The 16,120-nt window shown below is 70.2% G+C and carries 16 protein-coding genes; 10 read left to right on the top strand and 6 right to left on the bottom strand.

The window, feature by feature from the left end; all coding sequences use genetic code 11:
- Nucleotides 1–38: 38 nt before the first annotated feature.
- The 3 genes from OG496_RS26765 to OG496_RS26755 all read right to left on the bottom strand — a co-directional run bounded on the left by OG496_RS26765 (nucleotide 39) and on the right by OG496_RS26755 (nucleotide 3,886).
- Nucleotides 39–1,520 (bottom strand): PP2C family protein-serine/threonine phosphatase, encoded by a 1,482-nt coding sequence (locus OG496_RS26765; RefSeq protein ID WP_405972685.1) that lies wholly within the window; start codon nucleotides 1,518–1,520, stop codon nucleotides 39–41.
- Nucleotides 1,521–1,802: 282 nt separating this feature from the next.
- A complete protein-coding gene (locus OG496_RS26760; RefSeq protein ID WP_405972684.1) occupies nucleotides 1,803–2,888 on the bottom strand; it encodes an NlpC/P60 family protein in 1,086 nt (361 codons plus the stop codon).
- Nucleotides 2,889–3,070: 182 nt separating this feature from the next.
- Nucleotides 3,071–3,886, bottom strand: coding sequence for a class I SAM-dependent methyltransferase (locus OG496_RS26755; RefSeq protein ID WP_405972683.1), 816 nt, complete (start codon nucleotides 3,884–3,886; stop codon nucleotides 3,071–3,073).
- Between the two features lie 181 nt (nucleotides 3,887–4,067).
- Between OG496_RS26755 and OG496_RS26750 the strand changes: the two genes are divergently transcribed.
- The 4 genes from OG496_RS26750 (at nucleotide 4,068) to OG496_RS26735 (ending at nucleotide 8,368) form a co-directional block, all read left to right on the top strand.
- On the top strand, nucleotides 4,068–4,580 hold the full coding sequence (locus OG496_RS26750; RefSeq protein ID WP_405972682.1) for a hypothetical protein: 513 nt from the start codon (nucleotides 4,068–4,070) through the stop codon (nucleotides 4,578–4,580).
- 206 nt (nucleotides 4,581–4,786) lie between these two features.
- Nucleotides 4,787–6,124 (top strand): D-inositol-3-phosphate glycosyltransferase, encoded by a 1,338-nt coding sequence (gene mshA / locus OG496_RS26745; protein WP_405972681.1) that lies wholly within the window; start codon nucleotides 4,787–4,789, stop codon nucleotides 6,122–6,124.
- Complete coding sequence (locus OG496_RS26740; RefSeq protein WP_405972680.1) at nucleotides 6,117–6,629, top strand: YbjN domain-containing protein; 513 nt, start codon at nucleotides 6,117–6,119, stop codon at nucleotides 6,627–6,629. Before mshA ends, OG496_RS26740 begins: the two co-directional genes overlap by 8 nt.
- A gap of 110 nt (nucleotides 6,630–6,739) precedes the next feature.
- Nucleotides 6,740–8,368 carry a glycosyl hydrolase family 28-related protein gene (locus tag OG496_RS26735; protein WP_405972679.1) on the top strand — a complete coding sequence of 543 codons (1,629 nt, stop codon included), beginning with the start codon at nucleotides 6,740–6,742 and terminating at the stop codon, nucleotides 8,366–8,368.
- A gap of 1 nt (nucleotide 8,369) precedes the next feature.
- Here the strand turns inward: OG496_RS26735 and OG496_RS26730 are convergent, their stop codons facing one another.
- The gene (locus tag OG496_RS26730; RefSeq protein ID WP_405972678.1) at nucleotides 8,370–9,017 is read right to left on the bottom strand and encodes a class I SAM-dependent methyltransferase; all 648 of its coding nucleotides are present in this window, start codon (nucleotides 9,015–9,017) and stop codon (nucleotides 8,370–8,372) included.
- Nucleotides 9,018–9,026: 9 nt separating this feature from the next.
- On the bottom strand, nucleotides 9,027–9,866 hold the full coding sequence (locus tag OG496_RS26725; RefSeq protein ID WP_405972677.1) for an AraC family transcriptional regulator: 840 nt from the start codon (nucleotides 9,864–9,866) through the stop codon (nucleotides 9,027–9,029).
- A 49-nt stretch (nucleotides 9,867–9,915) separates the two neighbouring features.
- Here OG496_RS26725 and OG496_RS26720 point away from each other — a divergent pair, with 49 nt between their 5' ends.
- Entirely contained in the window at nucleotides 9,916–10,377 is a 462-nt protein-coding gene (locus OG496_RS26720) for a DUF2000 family protein (RefSeq protein WP_405972676.1), read from the top strand.
- Between the two features lie 57 nt (nucleotides 10,378–10,434).
- On the opposite strand, the gene OG496_RS26715 is transcribed toward OG496_RS26720, so the two are convergent.
- A complete protein-coding gene (locus OG496_RS26715; protein WP_405972675.1) occupies nucleotides 10,435–11,700 on the bottom strand; it encodes an MDR family MFS transporter in 1,266 nt (421 codons plus the stop codon).
- A 177-nt stretch (nucleotides 11,701–11,877) separates the two neighbouring features.
- On the opposite strand from OG496_RS26715, the gene OG496_RS26710 reads away from it, so the two are divergent.
- The 5 genes from OG496_RS26710 (at nucleotide 11,878) to OG496_RS26690 (ending at nucleotide 15,999) form a co-directional block, all read left to right on the top strand.
- Nucleotides 11,878–12,639, top strand: a complete 762-nt coding sequence (locus OG496_RS26710) for a phosphoglyceromutase (protein ID WP_405972674.1) — start codon at nucleotides 11,878–11,880, stop codon at nucleotides 12,637–12,639.
- A gap of 452 nt (nucleotides 12,640–13,091) precedes the next feature.
- Nucleotides 13,092–13,607, top strand: a complete 516-nt coding sequence (locus OG496_RS26705) for a hypothetical protein (protein ID WP_366496657.1) — start codon at nucleotides 13,092–13,094, stop codon at nucleotides 13,605–13,607.
- A gap of 610 nt (nucleotides 13,608–14,217) precedes the next feature.
- Nucleotides 14,218–14,553 carry a GIY-YIG nuclease family protein gene (locus OG496_RS26700; protein ID WP_405972673.1) on the top strand — a complete coding sequence of 112 codons (336 nt, stop codon included), beginning with the start codon at nucleotides 14,218–14,220 and terminating at the stop codon, nucleotides 14,551–14,553.
- Between the two features lie 177 nt (nucleotides 14,554–14,730).
- Nucleotides 14,731–15,525: a calcium-binding protein gene (locus tag OG496_RS26695; RefSeq protein ID WP_405972672.1), complete on the top strand. Its 795-nt coding sequence runs from the start codon at nucleotides 14,731–14,733 to the stop codon at nucleotides 15,523–15,525.
- Between the two features lie 81 nt (nucleotides 15,526–15,606).
- Nucleotides 15,607–15,999, top strand: a complete 393-nt coding sequence (locus tag OG496_RS26690) for a DUF3883 domain-containing protein (protein WP_405972671.1) — start codon at nucleotides 15,607–15,609, stop codon at nucleotides 15,997–15,999.
- Nucleotides 16,000–16,120 lie beyond the last annotated feature (121 nt).

Raw genomic sequence — 16,120 nt, 5'->3', positions numbered from 1 at the left:
GACCACCGCACCGACCGGTCGCCCCGCTCGCTACGGAGTTACGGCGCCCGGTCCAGCATGAGTACCGCCACGTCGTCCGTCAGCTCGCCGCCGTTGAGGTCGCGGACCTCGTTCACCGCCGCGCGGAGCAGTTCCTCGCCCCGCAGGCCCTCGGCGAGTTGGCGGCGGACCATGGCCACCATGCCGTCCTGGCCGAGCCGTTCGCGGCGGCCCTCGCCGATCCGGCCCTCGATCAGGCCGTCGGTGTAGAGCATCAGGCTCCACTCGGCGCCCAGTTCGACCTGCATCCGGGGCCAGCGGGCGCCGGGGAGCAGGCCGAGGGCGGGGCCGTTGTTGTCGTAGGGGAGGAGTTCGGCCGGGCGGCCGGGGCAGGCCAGCAGCGGGGACGGGTGGCCGGCCAGGCAGAGGCCCGCGCGGCGGCCGTCGGGGGCGATGTCGACCGTGCAGAGCGTCGCGAAGATCTCGTCGTCGGAGCGCTCGTGCTCCAGGACCTGTTGCAGCGTGCCGAGCAGCTGGTCGCCGCAGAGGCCCGCCAGGGTGAGCGCGCGCCAGGCGATCCGGAGTTCCACGCCGAGCGCGGCCTCGTCGGGGCCGTGGCCGCAGACGTCGCCGATCATCGCGTGCACGGTGCCGTCGGGGGTGCGCACGGTGTCGTAGAAGTCGCCGCCGAGCAGCGCGCGGGAGCGGCCGGGGCGGTAGCGGGCGGCGAAGCGCAGCGGGGAGCCCTCCAGGAGGGGCGTGGGCAGCAGGCCGCGTTCGAGGCGGGCGTTCTCCTGGGCGCGCAGCTTGGACTCGGTGAGCTTGCGCTCCGCGCGGTCGGAACGTTTCCGCTCCACCGCGTAGCGGATCGCGCGGCTCAGCAGCCGGCCGTCCAGCTCGTCGCGGAAGAGATAGTCCTGGGCGCCCACGCGGACCGCCTCGGCGCCGCGCTCGGTGTCGCCGGACGCGGTGAGGGCGAGGACGGCGTGGTGCGGCGCGAGCCGCAGTACGTGCTTGAGTACGGCCAGCTCGTCGTCGGTGCCGTCCCCGGCCCGGGCGGGAGCGGGCAGCGCGAGGTCCAGCAGGATGCAGTGGACGTCGTCCGTGAGCAGCCGCTCGGCCTCGGTGAGGTTGCGGGCGGTGCGGACCCGGATCGGCTTGCCGGTCGGGTCGAGCAGCTCAGGCACGACCGGCGAACCGCCGGGGTCGTCCTCGATCATCAGCAGGGTGAGGTGACCGGTCGGGGTGCCGTAGGCAGGGGCAGGGGCAGGGGCAGGGGCAGGGGCAGGGGCAGGGACCTGGGCGTGGGCAGCGCGGGGCGCGGCGTCGGCCGGGCGGTCGTCCGCCTTGCCGGCGTCGGCCGTGTCCTGCGGGCGCGGAGCCTCCATGGCTCCGGGCACGGCCGTGGAGGCGGCTGCGGAGCTGTCTCCGGTGAGGCCTCCGGAACTGTCTCCGGAGGGGCCGCCGATCGCGGGCCCGGTCTGCGCCTGACCACTTTCCGCGGCCGGGACAGCTCTCTGCCGCGGTATGGGTGCGGGCATCGTCCTGGTTCCTTCCCTCCCCCCGAGGGCACGGTGGCGCGAGGGACCTCGACCCACCGACGGGGACCATAGCGGTAGTGGGCGCCGTAAAGGAATGGTGTGAGACACGTCGCCCGGCAGGCGGCCACTGTCATATGCCGTGATCCGTACGGCAGTTGGGCAGGGTGGCTCTTACCCGGAGATGACGAAGGTCACGCCGGGCGGGTGTTTGGCGCGGAGGGTGCGTGCGCCAGGTCACGTGGCCCGGCTCACCGGCCGAACCTCGCGCATCAACCGGACGTATCACGCATCCGGTCGCACAACGCCCAATATCGGCATCGAACCCGCGCCCGCGACCGTCACCGTCCGCCCCGGTCGCGGGGCGTGGATGATCGCGCCGTCGCCGATGTACATGGCGACATGGCTGGCGTCGTCGAAGTAGATGATGAGGTCGCCGGGGCGCATGTCCTTCACGGCGACGTGCGGGAGCTGCTTCCACTGCTCCTGCGAGGTGCGCGGGATCGGGTCGCCGGCGCTCGCCCAGGCCTGTGAGGTCAGCCCCGAGCAGTCGTACGTCGACGGGCCCTCGGCGCCCCACTCGTACGCCTTGCCGAGCTGGGCCGTCGCGTAGGCCACCGCCGCCTTGCCCGCCGCGGACGCCTTGCCGCTGACGTCCTTGAGGGCGCCGGAGTCGAGCCACGCGGTCTGCGCCTTCAGTGCGGCCTGCTGCTCCAGCTTCGCGAGCCGCTCCTTCTCCTGCTTCTCCAGCTGGGACTCAAGCTTCTCGGCCGCCGCGATCTGGGTCGTGACCTTCTTCTTGGCGGTGGCCTTGGCCTGGCGGTTCTTCTCCAACTGCTGCCACTGGGCGGAGGCGTCGGCGGTGTACTGCTTCAAGTCCTGCTGGGTGCGGGTCAGTTCGGCGATCAGGCCCTTGGTGGCGCGCTGGCCCTGGAGCACCCGGCCGGTACCGTCCAGGAACGCCTGCGGGTTGTCGCTCAGCAGCAGCTGCGCCTCGTCCGGGAGCCCGCCCGTGCGGTACTGGGAGCGGGCCGCGGCACCGGCGCGGTCCTTCAACTCGTCCAGCTTCTCCTGGCCCTTGACGATCTTCTTGGCCAGCTCCACGATCTCCGCGGACTGCTTCTGGGACTTCTCCTCGGCCGCGTTGTAGGCGTCCGTGGCGACGGCGGCGTCGTGGTAGAGCGCGTCGAGCTTCTCGCGTACGGCCTCAAGGTCCTTGTTGGTCACGGGGGTTGGGGACGCGGTCGCAGAGGGCGTTGTTGTCGGCGTCGGAGCCGGGCTCGCGAACGCGATGCCGGGTGCCGCGAGTACGGTGACCGCGCAGACGACCGTGATGGCCGTCGTGATCAGAACCCGCCTGCCCGCTCCCATACCCCTGCCCCCACATCTGATTGACCGTCAGTAACTTACGGATGCCTGGGGGATCGTGCCATGTCCCCACAGAAAACGACAGAGGCAGGACTTCCTGTACTTCTCTCCTTTCCTTCCAGGTCATGGGCTGTGACGAACGGCGGCCGGAGATCGTTCCCTACGCACCGCGCCCGCAACCGGATTCACCCGCGTGGGGCCAACGCCCCCCAGGTCACGGTCACTTCGCCCTGCCGCCAGCGCACCGGACCGTCCGTCACCGGCCAGTCGGCCGTGAGGTCCCGCACCGCGCGCATCCAGCGCTGGCGGGCACCGTAGGAGGCGTAGGGCGCGGCGGCGGCCCACGCGCGGTCGAAGTCGCGGAGGAAGGCGTGCACCGGTTCGCCGGGGACGTTGCGGTGGATGAGGGCCTTCGGGAGGCGCTCGGCGAGGTCGGACGGCCGCTCCAGGGAACCGAGCCGCGTCGCGAAGGTGACCGTGCGCGGCCCCTCGGGCCCGAGCGCGACCCACACGTGCCGCCGCCCGATCTCGTCACAGGTCCCCTCGACGAGCAGCCCGCCCCGGGAGCCCTCGCCCGCCGGCGCGAGCCGCCCGCACAGCCGCGCCCAGACCTCGGCGACCTGCGCCTCGTCGTACTGCCGCAGGACGTTCGCCGCGCGGATCAGCGACGGCCGCTGCGGCACCGGGATCTCGAACCCGCCGTGCCGGAAGGCGAGCCCCTCCCGCTCGTACGGTTTCGCCGCCGCGACCCGCGCCGGTTCGATCTCGACACCGACCACGCGCGCGTGCGGAGCGACGGTACGGAGGCGCGCCAGCAGTTCTACGGCCGTCCAGGGCGCGGCGCCGTAGCCCAGGTCCACGGCGACGGGATCGACGGCCCGCCGCAGCTCGGCGCCGTGCGTCGCCGCGATCCAGCGGTCCATACGGCGCAGCCGATTGGGGTTGGTCGTGCCGCGGGTGACCGTTCCCACGGGGCGGGGGGTCGTCGCGCGGGCTGTCATACGTACGAGGGTAGGCGGCGCGGGACGAGGGGCGCCGCACGGGCACCGGCCGACGTTGTCGGTGCCTGTCCCGTCCCTGTTCCGTCCCTGTTCCGTCCTTGTCCCGTCCCGTTGTCAGTGCCGCCTGGCAGGATCGGAGATCACGTTGACCGAGGGCGGGGCGGGACCGATGAAGGTGCTTGTGAGCGACGAAGTGCATGTCGACTACGGCCAGATATTCGTGGAGAGCGGCGAGGACGACTGCGACCTGCACGATTCCTTCGCCGGGCAGGAGGGCGTCGGGCTCTGCGGGGGCGGGACGGACGGGGCGCTGTTGCTTCTGACCGGTCTGCGCATCGGCGGCGTCGACTTCACCGCCGAGCTGCACGACAGCCGGCCCGAGCTGGACGAGACGTGGGAGGAGATCGTCGAGGTCCCGTTCCGGCCGGTGTCGGAGGAGACGGTGCTGCGGCAGTGGAACGGGAAGAACCGGTGGGAGCTGGGCCTGGCGGAGCGTGACTACCGCGTGCGGTACTCCGCCGTCGGCATGGACGCCGGCCGCGGCAAGAACGTCCGGGAGGACGACGAGCCGCCGACCGGGGAGCGGTATCTCCTGCAGATATGGCCTGCCGCGCCCGAACCGGCCCGGCTGCTCAAGCGGACCGGCGGCGCGGCCGCGTACTGGCACGCCTTCGCGACGTCGCCGGTGGGCTGACCGGCAGACGGGAGTCAACGCACGGAAGGAGGCCACGCATGGAAGGAGGCCAACGCACCGTCCCCTCGAACGGTTGAGCGACCCCCGGCAATGGCTGGGTAAAATCCTCATGCGCCGGAATGAGAATCCGGCCTCCCGATGTTGGCGTCCTTGGAGGGAACCGCACACCCTCCCTCAGGCATGCCCGCAGCTAGGAGGAACGCCACGTGAGCCAGTACGGCAGCAGGCTCGGGCGGCGTTCCGCGGCCTCGTCCGCGCGGCTGCGGCTGCACCGCAAGCCTCGCCGTGTCGCCATGCTCTCCGTGCACACGTCACCGCTGCACCAGCCCGGCACGGGCGACGCCGGCGGCATGAACGTCTACATCGTGGAGCTCGCGCAGCGCCTCGCGGCGATCAACATCGAGGTCGAGATCTTCACGCGCGCCACCACCGCCGCCCTCCCTCCGACCGTCGAGCTGGCACCCGGCGTGCTCGTCCGGCACGTCGACGCGGGCCCGTACGAAGGTCTCGCCAAGGAGGAACTCCCCGCCCAGCTCTGCGCGTTCACGCACGGAGTGATGCAGGCGTGGGCCGGCCACCGCCCCGGGTACTACGACCTCGTCCACTCGCACTACTGGCTCTCCGGCCACGTCGGCTGGCTCGCCGCCCAGCGCTGGGGCGTCCCCCTCGTGCACGCCATGCACACCATGGCCAAGGTCAAGAACGCCAGCCTGGCCGACGGCGACACCCCCGAACCCGCCGCCCGCGTCATCGGCGAGACCCAGATCGTCGCCGCCGCCGACCGCCTCATCGCCAACACGGCGGAGGAGGCCGACGAACTCGTACGGCACTACGCGGCCGACCCCGCCAAGGTCGCCGTGGTGCACCCGGGTGTCAACCTCGACCGCTTCCGCCCGGCGGACGGCCGCGCCGCCGCCCGCGCCCGCCTCGGCCTCCCGCAGGACGCCCTGATCCCGCTCTTCGCGGGCCGTATCCAGCCCTTGAAGGCCCCGGATGTGCTGCTTCGGGCCGTGGCCGTGCTGCTCGACGAGCGACCCGAGCTGCGCTCGAACATCGTCGTGCCCGTCGTCGGCGGCCCCAGCGGCAGCGGCCTCGCCAAGCCCGAGGGCCTGCAGAAACTGGCCGCGCGGCTCGGCATCGCGGACGTCGTACGGTTCCGCCCGCCGGTCGGGCAGGAGCAGCTCGCGGACTGGTTCCGGGCCGCGTCCGTGCTGGTCATGCCGTCGTACAGCGAGTCCTTCGGGCTGGTCGCCATAGAGGCACAGGCGGCCGGTACGCCGGTGCTCGCGGCCTCGGTCGGCGGCCTCCCGGTCGCCGTGCGCGACGGTGAGACCGGCTTCCTGGTCCAGGGCCACGATCCCGTCGCCTACGCGCACGTCCTGCGCCATCTCGCGGACGACCCGCGCCTCGCGCCCCGCATGGGCGAGGCCGCCGCCCGGCACGCCCAGTCCTTCGGCTGGGACACCGCGGCCGCCGCCACGGCGGACGTCTACACGGCGGCGGCGCAGGCCCACCGCCGTCACGTACGCTCGCACCATGGGTGAGGCGGCAGCGGACCAGGAGCGGGCGGCGCAGGTCATCGAGGGTTTCCTCAAGGATGCCGAACTGGACTGGGAGAGCCCGGAGTTCGGCACGTTCGTCGTCAAACTCCCCGGCACCCGCAAGCTGTCGACGACCCTCTCCCTCCTCGTCGGCCGCCACTCCCTCTCGCTCAACGCCTTCGTCATCCGCCACCCCGACGAGAACGAGACCGGCGTCCACCGCTGGCTCCTGGAGCGCAACCTCAAGCTGTACGGCGTGAGTTACGCCGTCGACCAGCTCGGCGACGTGTACGTCACCGGGCGGCTGCCGCTGTCCGCCGTCACCGAGGCCGAGATCGACCGCCTCCTCGGCCAGGTCCTGGAGGCCGCCGACGGCAGCTTCAACACCCTCCTGGAACTGGGCTTCGCCTCCGCGATCCGCAAGGAGTACGCGTGGCGGGTGTCGCGCGGCGAGTCGACGCGGAATCTGGACGCGTTCACGAATCTGACCCAGCGGCCGACCGACTGATCTCGTCCCGACCCCTTTCGTTGTGCCTGGGCGTCGTGGCATGCTCACCGCCAGCACATTTCTGAACGTCGTTCACATCCATGAAGAGCCGCGTGGGAGGACGTACGTACATGAGCCACACCCGTCTCACCAGACGAACCCTGCTCGGAAGCATGCTGGCCTTGGCGGTCCCCCTGCCGAAGCAGGGATCGCGAGGTCAAGTCCCTTCTCTCTGGCGGGAGTTCACCCGCACCCCCTACACCCACCCACAGATCCCGTACGTCGCCAAGGCGGGCGCGCAGCGACACCCCCGGCACTCGCGCGTGCTGGACGTCCGCGCGTACGGCGCCGTAGCGGACGGCACGACCGACTCCGCCCCCGCGATCAACCGTGCCATCGCCGCTGCCGGTAGGGCCGGCGGTGGCACGGTCCTCATCCCGCCCGGCACCTTCCGCATCGACGACGTGATCCGCGTCGGCCACTCGAACGTGGTGGTCAGGGGCGCCGGCAGCGACCGTACGAAGCTCTACGCGACGAAGAACCTGACGGAGCTGATCGGCGTCTACGGCTCCCGTTACGGCGGCGACAAGTCGTCCTGGTCCTGGGCGGGAGGCCTCATCTGGCTTGCCCCGACGGCCCGTTGGGACTCCCTGGTCGCCGCGATCAGGGCGAAGGCCTGGCCCTTCGAGGGCTGGACCGGCAACAGGCGTGACGAATGGCGGCAGTTGACGACGATCGAGCCCGCGCGGCAGGGCGCGTGGACGGTGACGGTGGCGGACGCCTCACAACTGAGGCCGGGCGAACTGGTGTTGCTCCGCCTGGCCGACGACACCGGCCACACCCTCCTGGAGCACATGGCGGGCGGCGGCCCCGGCCCCGAGGCGTACTACTGGGACGACAAGACGAAGCTGCTGTCGTACATCCCCTACGAATGGCCCGTCCGTATCGCGCGCGTCCACGGCCGCAAGGTGACGCTCGAACGCCCGCTGCCCCTCGACATCCGCCCCGAGTGGAACCCCCAATTCACCACCCACGTGGAGGAGTTGACGGGTGCGGGAGTGGAGGGCCTCACCCTGGAGGCCGTCGAGACCCCGCAGCAACCCCACCTCCTCGACAAGGGCTACAACGGCGTCGTCCTCCAATGCGCCTACGACTGCTGGGTGGACGACGTGACGGTCCGTCATGTGGACAACGGCTTCGGCCTGGTGGCGGCCTCGGCGTGCACGCTGCGCGGTACGACGGTGGCGGGACGCGGCTCCCACCACCCCTACTTCTGCCGCGAGGGTTCGCACGACAACCTCATCGAGGACTTCACGATCGAGGAGCGCACGGTTCCGGCCCCGGCCAACACCCAGCTCCACGGCATCAACGTCGAGGGCCTGTCGTCGTACAACGTCTGGTCGCGCGGCGACATGCGCATGGGCACCTTCGACAGCCACCGCGGCCTGCCCTTCGCCAACGTCCGCACCGACATCACGGTGAACAACGACGGCCGCCACGGCGGCGACGCGAACGCCGGTCCGCTCTTCGGTGCCCGCTTCACCCACTGGAACATCCGCGTCACGAACGGCCGCGCGGGCCTGATGAAGATCGACCAACTCGCCCCGTACAGCGCGACGGTGGGCCTCAACACGGTCACCGAGTTCGACCAGATCGACGTCCCCGACTTCACCGGCGACCTGCACGCGCGGCTGGAGCTCTACGGCACGACGGGCGTCGTACGGCCGCGGAACCTGTACGAGGCGCAGCGGGAGTTGTGACTCAGGTCTGGCGCAGGACGTCGTAGCCGATGAAGTCGAACATGCGGGTGCCGGTGGGGAGTTGGCGGGGTTCGCCGGTGAAACGGTGGGCGCCGACGGACTGGGGGATCGAGGGGTCCGACACCCACAGGCGCTCGAAGCCGCGCTCCTCCAGCCAGGCGCAGACCTGGGGGACGAGGTCGGGGGCGAGGTCGCGGCTGCGCGTCCACACCAGCGTGCCGCCCGTCCGGCACAGGGCGGTGCAGTGGTCGAGGACTCGTTCCACGTCGGCGTCGGAGATGTTGCCGAGGAGGCCGCACACGAGGACGAGGTCGGCGGGGGCGAGTTCGGCGTAGTGATCCGTCAACGAGGCGTCTCCGGCGACGACTTCGACGTTCGGGAGACCGGCGGCGCGGGCCGCGTGTTCCGCGACGTCGACGTTCCGCTCGTCCAACTCGACCAGCCGGGCGCGGACTTCGGGCCCGCGGGGGTGGTCGGCCAGAACGCCGATCAAGTCGCGGCCCTGTCCGGCGCAGAGACTGATCGCGGTGAGCGGGCCCGGCGGGGCGGTGTCGAGGGCGAGGCGGAGGCGTTCCTGGATGAGGGCCAGGCGACGGCTGAGGTAGGAGTCGGGGGAGTCGTAGGCGTCGTGCCACTCGTGCCAGTCCATGCGCGGAATCTAGCTGGGGGGTTGACGCCTGTCGCGTGAATAACGCCCCGGTGTGACCCCCACCAACTTCCGGAAATGGCGGGTGAGATGGGACTGGTCGTAGAACCCGGTCACCGTCGCCACCTCGCCCGGCGGACGGCCGTCGAGGAGGAGCCGGCGGGCGCGGTCGACACGGCGGGACATCAGGTACTGGTGCGGTGCGATGCCGTACGCGCCGCTGAACGCCCGTACCAGATGGGCGGGATGGGCGTGCACGAGCCGGGCGGCCTCGTCGAGAGTGATGCCTTCGGTGACGTTCTCGTCGAGGAGTTCGCGGAGGTCGCGGGCGAGCGTGGGGGCCAGGGTGGTGGGGGTGCTGGACGGCCGTAGGTGGGCGTGCAGCCGTTCGGCGATGAGCGACAGGCGGCTCTCCGCCTCCAGTTCGTCGCCGGGGTGGTCGAGCGCGGTGTGCAACTGGCCCACGCGCAGCCGGAGTTCGGGATCACGGAGGTCCGGCTGGTCGACGGCGGAACCGATCAGATCGTCCGCGAGATGCGTGCCGTCGAGATAGAGGACACGCTTGCGGAAGCCGTGCGGGGTGGCGGGGGAGCCGTTGTGCGGGACATGTGGCGGCAACAGCGACACCGTGTCGTGCGGGGTGCCGTGCTCGTGCCGGTCGAGGTCGTACCGTACGGCTCCGTCGTCCACGATCAGCAGCGTCCACGCCTCGTGCACGTGCATCGGGTACGCGTACTCGGTGAAGTGGGCGTGGAAGACCTCGACGACACCGGGGATGCGGGGGCGCCAGGCGGAGACTTCCTGTTCGGGGCGGCCTGGGCCGGGCTGGCCCGGGCCCTGTTTCGGGGCCATGCAAAGAACGTACAAGACGGGGGCGCGGGGCGGTCGGCAGTCTCGATGCATGAGCACCGACACACCCGCCGACACGGCCCCCGACACCTTCGCCGAACCGATCCGCTTCGACACCAAGATCGCCGTACTGCTGCGGGACGACCTTGAGCCCTGGCAGCGGCTGAACGTCACGTCGTTCCTGGTCAGCGGCCTGGGATCACAGGTTCCCGAGGTGATCGGGGAGCCGTACGAGGACGCCGACGGGGTGGGATATCTGCCGATGTTCCGGCAGCCGGTGATGGTCTTCGAGGCCACGAAGGAGGTCCTGGTGGCGGCGCACGGGCGGGCGCTGTCCCGCGCCCTGCCGCGTGCGGTCTTCACGTCGGACCTCTTCACCACCGGCAACGACCGGGACAACCGGGCGGCGGTACGGGCCGTCGCCACGGCTGAGCTGGACGTGGTGGGGCTGGCTGTGTACGGGCCGCGGAACGGGGTGGACAAGGTGGTGAAGGGGGCGCGGATGCATCCGTAGGCCCGCTGCTTTTCAGGCCGCCCTCGGGCACCCGTAGGCCTGTGTTTCTCGGCGGCTTCAGGCCGCGCTGACCTCGGGCTCCACCGCGGCCGGTGTTTCCGCGGTCGCCGGTCCGCTCGCCGGAAGCCCCCGCATCAGCGCCCCGTACCCCGCCGCCGCCCCCGTCCCCACGACCGCGCACATCCCCCACAGCCACTCCGCGCCGAACCGGTCGATGACGAAGCCGGACATCAGCGGGGCGACGAGCGCGGCGACCGCCCAGGAGAGGGTGTACATGCCCTGGTAGCGGCCGCGGCCCTGGAGCGGGGAGAGACGGACGACCAGGCCCGTCTGGGTCGGGGCGTTGATCATCTCGCCGAGGGTCCACACGCACACCGTGAGGGCGAAGACGCCGACCGAGCCGGCGAACGCGGTGAGCCCGAAGCCGTAGCCCGCGAGGATCGAGGAGACGACCAACAGGCGCTTGGCATCGCGGTGTTCGATGAGTCGGGTGACCGGGATCTGGAGGGCGACGATGAGGAAGCCGTTGACGGCGATCGCCGTGCCGTAGTCGGCGGGCGTGAAGCCGGCCTCGCCCATCGCGACCGGCAGGCCGACCGAACCCTGCTGGAAGACGAGCGCGACGAGGAAGGACAGTCCTACGACGCTCATGAACCGCCCGTCGCGCAGGACCGTCCCGAGGCCGACCGGGGCGGCAGCGGCCCCCTTGCCGTTGTCCGTCGCGACGGTGGGCCGGGACTCGGGCAGCCGTAGGAACACGACGACCGCGCAGACCGCCGTCATCCCCGCCTCCAGCAGGAACCCGGCGCGGTAGCTGACCTCGGCGATGAACCCGGCGGCCATGGACGAGATGGCGAAGCCGAGGTTGATGGCCCAGTAGTTGAGCGAGAACGCGCGGACGCGGTCCTCGGGGCGCACGATGTCGGCCATCATCGCCTGCACCGCCGGGCGGGACGCGTTGCTCGCCGCCCCGACGAGGCACGCTACGGCGGCGATGGCGACGGGGTCGTGCATGAAGCCGAGGAGCGCCACGGACGCGGCGGTCGACGACTGCGCGATGAGGAGGGTGGGGCGGCGGCCGATCCGGTCGGTCAGGACGCCCGAGCCGATGGAGGAGACGACCCCGCCGAGGCCGTAGAGGGAGGCGACGAGGCCGGCGTAGGTGGCGGAGTAGCCGCGGTCGAGGGTCAGGTAGAGGGCCATGAACGTCGAGACGAACGCCCCGAGCCGGTTCACGAGGGTGCTGGTCCACAGCCACCAGAACTCGCGGGGGAGGCCGGAGACGGTTTCCCGGGCGGCGCGTCTCAGGGCGGCGAGTGACATGGATCGATCCCCCACGGTCGGACAGGTGTGTACGTGGCGCGTAAGTGGCTCATGCGCTGAGCACAACTTACGAACGGGCCGGCCCGGGGGACCACTCAATTAACAGAAGCCGTCAACTGTGGGGCTGGGAGGCGGGCGCCAGGCGGTGGCCCGAATGCGTGGATTACGCTCTGAGGCATGGCCGACGCACCGTACAAGCTGATCCTCCTCCGCCACGGCGAGAGCGAGTGGAACGCGAAGAACCTGTTCACCGGCTGGGTGGACGTCAACCTGAACGAGAAGGGCGAGAAGGAGGCGGTCCGCGGCGGTGAGCTGCTCAAGGACGCCGGCCTGCTCCCCGACGTGGTCCACACGTCCCTCCAGAAGCGCGCGATCCGCACGGCGCAGCTGTCGCTGGAGGCCGCGGACCGCCACTGGATCCCGGTCCACCGCAGCTGGCGCCTGAACGAGCGCCACTACGGCGCCCTCCAGGGCAAGGACAAGGCCCAGACCCTCGCGGAGTTCGGCGAGGAGCAGTTCATGCTCTGGCGCCGTTCCTACGACACCCCGCCCCCGCCCCTTCAGGACGGCACGGAGTTCTCCCAGTCGGACGACCCGCGCTACGCGACGATCCCCCCGGAGCTGCGCCCCCGCACGGAGTGCCTGAAGGACGTCGTCGTCCGCATGCTCCCGTACTGGTACGACGGCATCGTCCCCGACCTCCTGGCCGGCCGCACGGTCCTGGTCGCCGCCCACGGCAACTCCCTCCGCGCCCTGGTCAAGCACCTCGACGGCATCTCCGACGCCGACATCGCGGGCCTGAACATCCCGACGGGCATCCCCCTGGCCTACGAACTGGACGCGTCCTTCAAGCCGGTCAAGCCGGGCGGGACGTATCTCGACCCGGACGCGGCCGCGGCGGCGATCGAGGCGGTCAAGAACCAGGGCAAGAAGAAGTAGCTCCCGCGATCACGCCCCCGACCTGCGCACACGGCGCGGATCGGGGGCGTTTTCACGATCGGGGTCCACTGTGGGCCCTCGGGATCCCCGATTGTTCAGCGGCCGAACCGCCTCCCCCTCCGCGTCCGTCATGTCCGACGGATACCGCCGAACTCGCTCCGGGTGATCGGCCGCATTCCGGAACCGGTGAGCGACCCAATTGCGCGACGGAGCAGCCGAGTTGAACTCTGACAACAGCTGCTAAGGGCATGCAGGGCGACGATCTCTGCCTGAATTGAATGCCCTCTGATGGAATGCCCTCTGATGGAACGTCAAAAAGTGAGGCGCCTCAAGTTCGTCTCAAAACTGTTGATCGATTATCTGTGGGTGCGCTACGTTCCTGGTCGACCAAGATCACCATGCACCATGCCTGACCAGGGGGATTCATGCTCAGGGCCTCAATAGCCGCGCTCGTGACAATCGCATCGGCAAGTCTGGTTACCGCGCCGGCCGCCCAAGCGGCTGACGCGGTGACTGCCCGCCCGCAGGCCTGCCCCGAAGTGGGCGAGGTCGCCACCAGCTTCGGGGCCAAGAAGGGCTACTTCATCGGCGCGCCAGTCCCTGTCTTCCGCTCCGGCCCGTACGGCCCCAAGGGCGGCACGATGAGCGTCGCATTCCAAGCGGGTGCCACCGTCGGCGCGTCCGTGACCGGTACGGCGAAAAGCGAGATCAACGGGCTGATCGCCAAAGCCGAGGCAAGTCTGTCCGTCACGCTCCACGGCTCCATCACGGCTTCGACGACCTTGACCGGAACTTACTCGGTCAGCCCCCACAAGATCGGGAATGCCAAGCCGGGATCGGACGGATACAAAATACCCTGGAAGAAGACCGAGATCGTCGCCCCTTGCAATGTCAAAACCATTGGCTCGGGTACTCTGACGGCGCCTTCCTACTCCATCCGTATCAAGTACTGGGAGACCAGTTCATGAAGCGTGCGCCTGCCGCTTGGGCGGCTCTGGCTGCCGGTGTGGCATTGGCGGGATGCGGCGGTCACCCGACAGATCGAGCTACCGCCGGCGCTCACCCTTCCGCGACGGCCGGCCCGTCCCATACGGCATCGGCTCTGCATGTGACCGCCTCTGGGACAGGGCTGCGCCTTGTCGCCGGGACGCCTGTCCACTTCGGTGCCGACAGCACACCGGGGGTGGCCGGGGAGCTCGTTCTGACCTGCCGGGGTAAGGGACTGGTGCATGTCCAGCCCACCGGGGGAAAGGCCACGGACGTACAGTGCGGCGGCACTTCCGAGATGCGGACCGATTCCGGCGGCACCATGTTCACTGCTTCCACCACGAGCAAGTCAGCAATGACGCTTGACTGGACTCTCAAGAAGATGGCGCGTTAATCGCACGACGGAGCAGCCGAGTTGAATTTCATCGGCGCGAGCGTGCACAACTGCGGCAACAGGGTCTCCTGGATCTCGGTCGGCTTCGCAATCCCGAGCTGCCAAGAGGCCCTGGCTTCAGTCCGCGACCAGCCGCGTCAGCGTCGCCCAGTAGCCTGCGACGATCAGCCGTGGCGCGCCCGAGTCCTGTCCCAGCGGTGGCAGGGGTCTACGGATGGCACTTCGAACAGTCGTCCCACCCGGACCTGGACGCCGGACGCCTGCTCTACGTCGGCATGGCCCCGCGGTACATGGCGAACCGGACCAGCACGCAGAACTTGCGCGAGCGGGTGCGCTGTCACTGCCGAGGCAACAACGCGCGGGTGTGCTGGATCGAGCGGAGCGAACCATGGGACCTGGAGTCACAGTTCATCTCCCGACTCGACCTCCCGCTGAACCTCGACCAGAACCGCCGCAACGCCTTCCACGGCCGGCTGAAGGGGCTGCGGGCCGAAGCACGCCGGCGAGCCCGCGAGTTGCCCATCGGTTCGTAGGCCGACGGACGGGCGGGCAGTCCGGTGACCGGCACCCGGTGATCCCAACAACCCCTGGAGAAGCCGAAGTTAAGAGATGGGGTGGGGCGGCGATCATGCACAACCTCCCACCCGCCCCCTCTGTCTGATGCGGGTGAAGTCACCACTCGACGCATCACACGTGGGGGGAACCACACCATGCGCAGACGCACCACTGTCGCCGCCGCGACCGCCGCCGCTCTCAGCGCCGCCCTGGCCGTCACCGCTCTCACCGTTCCGGCCGCCGTGGCCGACCAGAGCGACTCGGCCACGACGTTCGTGAACATCGACGTCAACCACAACCTCGACTACACCGTCGGCGTCGAGGCCGCGAAGAAGAGGGTGTTCTCGGTCTCCGCGACGGTCAGCGACCCCTCCGGCGTCAAGAGCGTGTCGTTCGAGCTGTGGCACGGCGCAGAGGACCGGGCGAAGGCCGACGGGGTCATGTCCGGGTCCGCCCAGTGCCACAAGATCAACGAGCTCACCTCCTACTGCGAGGCCCTCGTGACCGCCGACCCGAGCGTCAACCTCCGCAGCAACGCCCTCGCCGGCCTCTGGTACATGGCCCCCGTGGCCGTCGACGGCGCCGGCAACGTCACCCGCGGGGAGGGCGCCTACTTCGCACGCGTCAAGCGCCAGACCTATCTGTCCCAGACCGTCGTCACCCCGGACCCGGTGAAGAAGGGCACGAACATCACGGTCAAGGCCCGGATGACGGTGGCCAGTTGGGAGCAGAAGAAGAACGTGCCCCTCATCGGGCACCAGGTGCTGCTCCAGTACCGCAAGGGTACGAGCGGCCCCTTCGTCACCCTGAAGAAGCTCAAGACCGACCGGAACGGCTGGGCCACGTCCACCGTGAAGGCGACGGCGGACGGCGCGTACCGCTACGACTTCGCGGCCACGAGCCTCACCCAGCCGACGACCGGCGCGGCCGACTACGTCGACGTGAAGTGACCCCGGCCCTGTGGCCGACCGGTGCTTCCCAACTCCCAGGCCCCCACGACACCATGGCCTCGCAGGAACTCAGGGGGTGCCATGGGGAACAAAGAGACCGAACAGGCCGCGATCACACACGTGTTGGCCTTGGAACGGGCCGCTGGCCGCGAGCCCAGGGACGTCCGCGCGTCGGGCCTGCCGTACGACGTCGACAGCGCACCCCGCATGATCGAGGTGAAGGCGTTCAGCCGCTCGGCGCGCAGCGAGCCGCTGCCGCTGGAACACCGGCAGGTCGTGGCCGCCCAGGCGAATCCCGAGCGCTTCCACCTCTACGTGGTGGACAACCTCGCCGGCCCGGACGGGGCCGAGATCGGTGTCCGCGTGCTGCACGGCGAGATCCTCCTGGCGATGATCAAGCGCTCCCAGCCGCAGATGACTTACTGGCCCACATTCAGGGCGGCGGAGTACGACGAGGCGGAGCGGCTGCACTGAGCAACCGCCGTGGCAGGGCGGCAAACAGATCCTTGGCAGGAGCCGCCCCCCCTGCCACGATCAAGCCGTGGACGACCTCTCGAAAGTCACCCTGTACCCGCTCGGGCGCCGGCTCGTCCGG

It is taken from the genome of Streptomyces sp. NBC_00988 (genome assembly GCF_045162645.1).
In the GTDB taxonomy this organism is placed as follows: Bacteria; Actinomycetota; Actinomycetes; order Streptomycetales; family Streptomycetaceae; genus Streptomyces.
This window is presented reverse-complemented; position numbering and strand designations above follow the sequence as displayed.

What these genes read in the sequence shown, in the direction of transcription:
- OG496_RS26765 (WP_405972685.1), bottom strand. Translation starts at nt 1,520, where the DNA reads ATGCCCGCACCCATACCGCGGCAGAGAGCTGTCCCGGCCGCGGAAAGT.
- OG496_RS26760 (WP_405972684.1), bottom strand. Translation starts at nt 2,888, where the DNA reads ATGGGAGCGGGCAGGCGGGTTCTGATCACGACGGCCATCACGGTCGTC.
- OG496_RS26755 (WP_405972683.1), bottom strand. Translation starts at nt 3,886, where the DNA reads ATGACAGCCCGCGCGACGACCCCCCGCCCCGTGGGAACGGTCACCCGC.
- OG496_RS26740 (WP_405972680.1), top strand. Translation starts at nt 6,117, where the DNA reads ATGGGTGAGGCGGCAGCGGACCAGGAGCGGGCGGCGCAGGTCATCGAG.
- OG496_RS26735 (WP_405972679.1), top strand. Translation starts at nt 6,740, where the DNA reads ATGAGCCACACCCGTCTCACCAGACGAACCCTGCTCGGAAGCATGCTG.
- OG496_RS26730 (WP_405972678.1), bottom strand. Translation starts at nt 9,017, where the DNA reads ATGGACTGGCACGAGTGGCACGACGCCTACGACTCCCCCGACTCCTAC.
- OG496_RS26725 (WP_405972677.1), bottom strand. Translation starts at nt 9,866, where the DNA reads ATGGCCCCGAAACAGGGCCCGGGCCAGCCCGGCCCAGGCCGCCCCGAA.
- OG496_RS26720 (WP_405972676.1), top strand. Translation starts at nt 9,916, where the DNA reads ATGAGCACCGACACACCCGCCGACACGGCCCCCGACACCTTCGCCGAA.
- OG496_RS26715 (WP_405972675.1), bottom strand. Translation starts at nt 11,700, where the DNA reads ATGTCACTCGCCGCCCTGAGACGCGCCGCCCGGGAAACCGTCTCCGGC.
- OG496_RS26710 (WP_405972674.1), top strand. Translation starts at nt 11,878, where the DNA reads ATGGCCGACGCACCGTACAAGCTGATCCTCCTCCGCCACGGCGAGAGC.
- OG496_RS26695 (WP_405972672.1), top strand. Translation starts at nt 14,731, where the DNA reads ATGCGCAGACGCACCACTGTCGCCGCCGCGACCGCCGCCGCTCTCAGC.
- OG496_RS26690 (WP_405972671.1), top strand. Translation starts at nt 15,607, where the DNA reads ATGGGGAACAAAGAGACCGAACAGGCCGCGATCACACACGTGTTGGCC.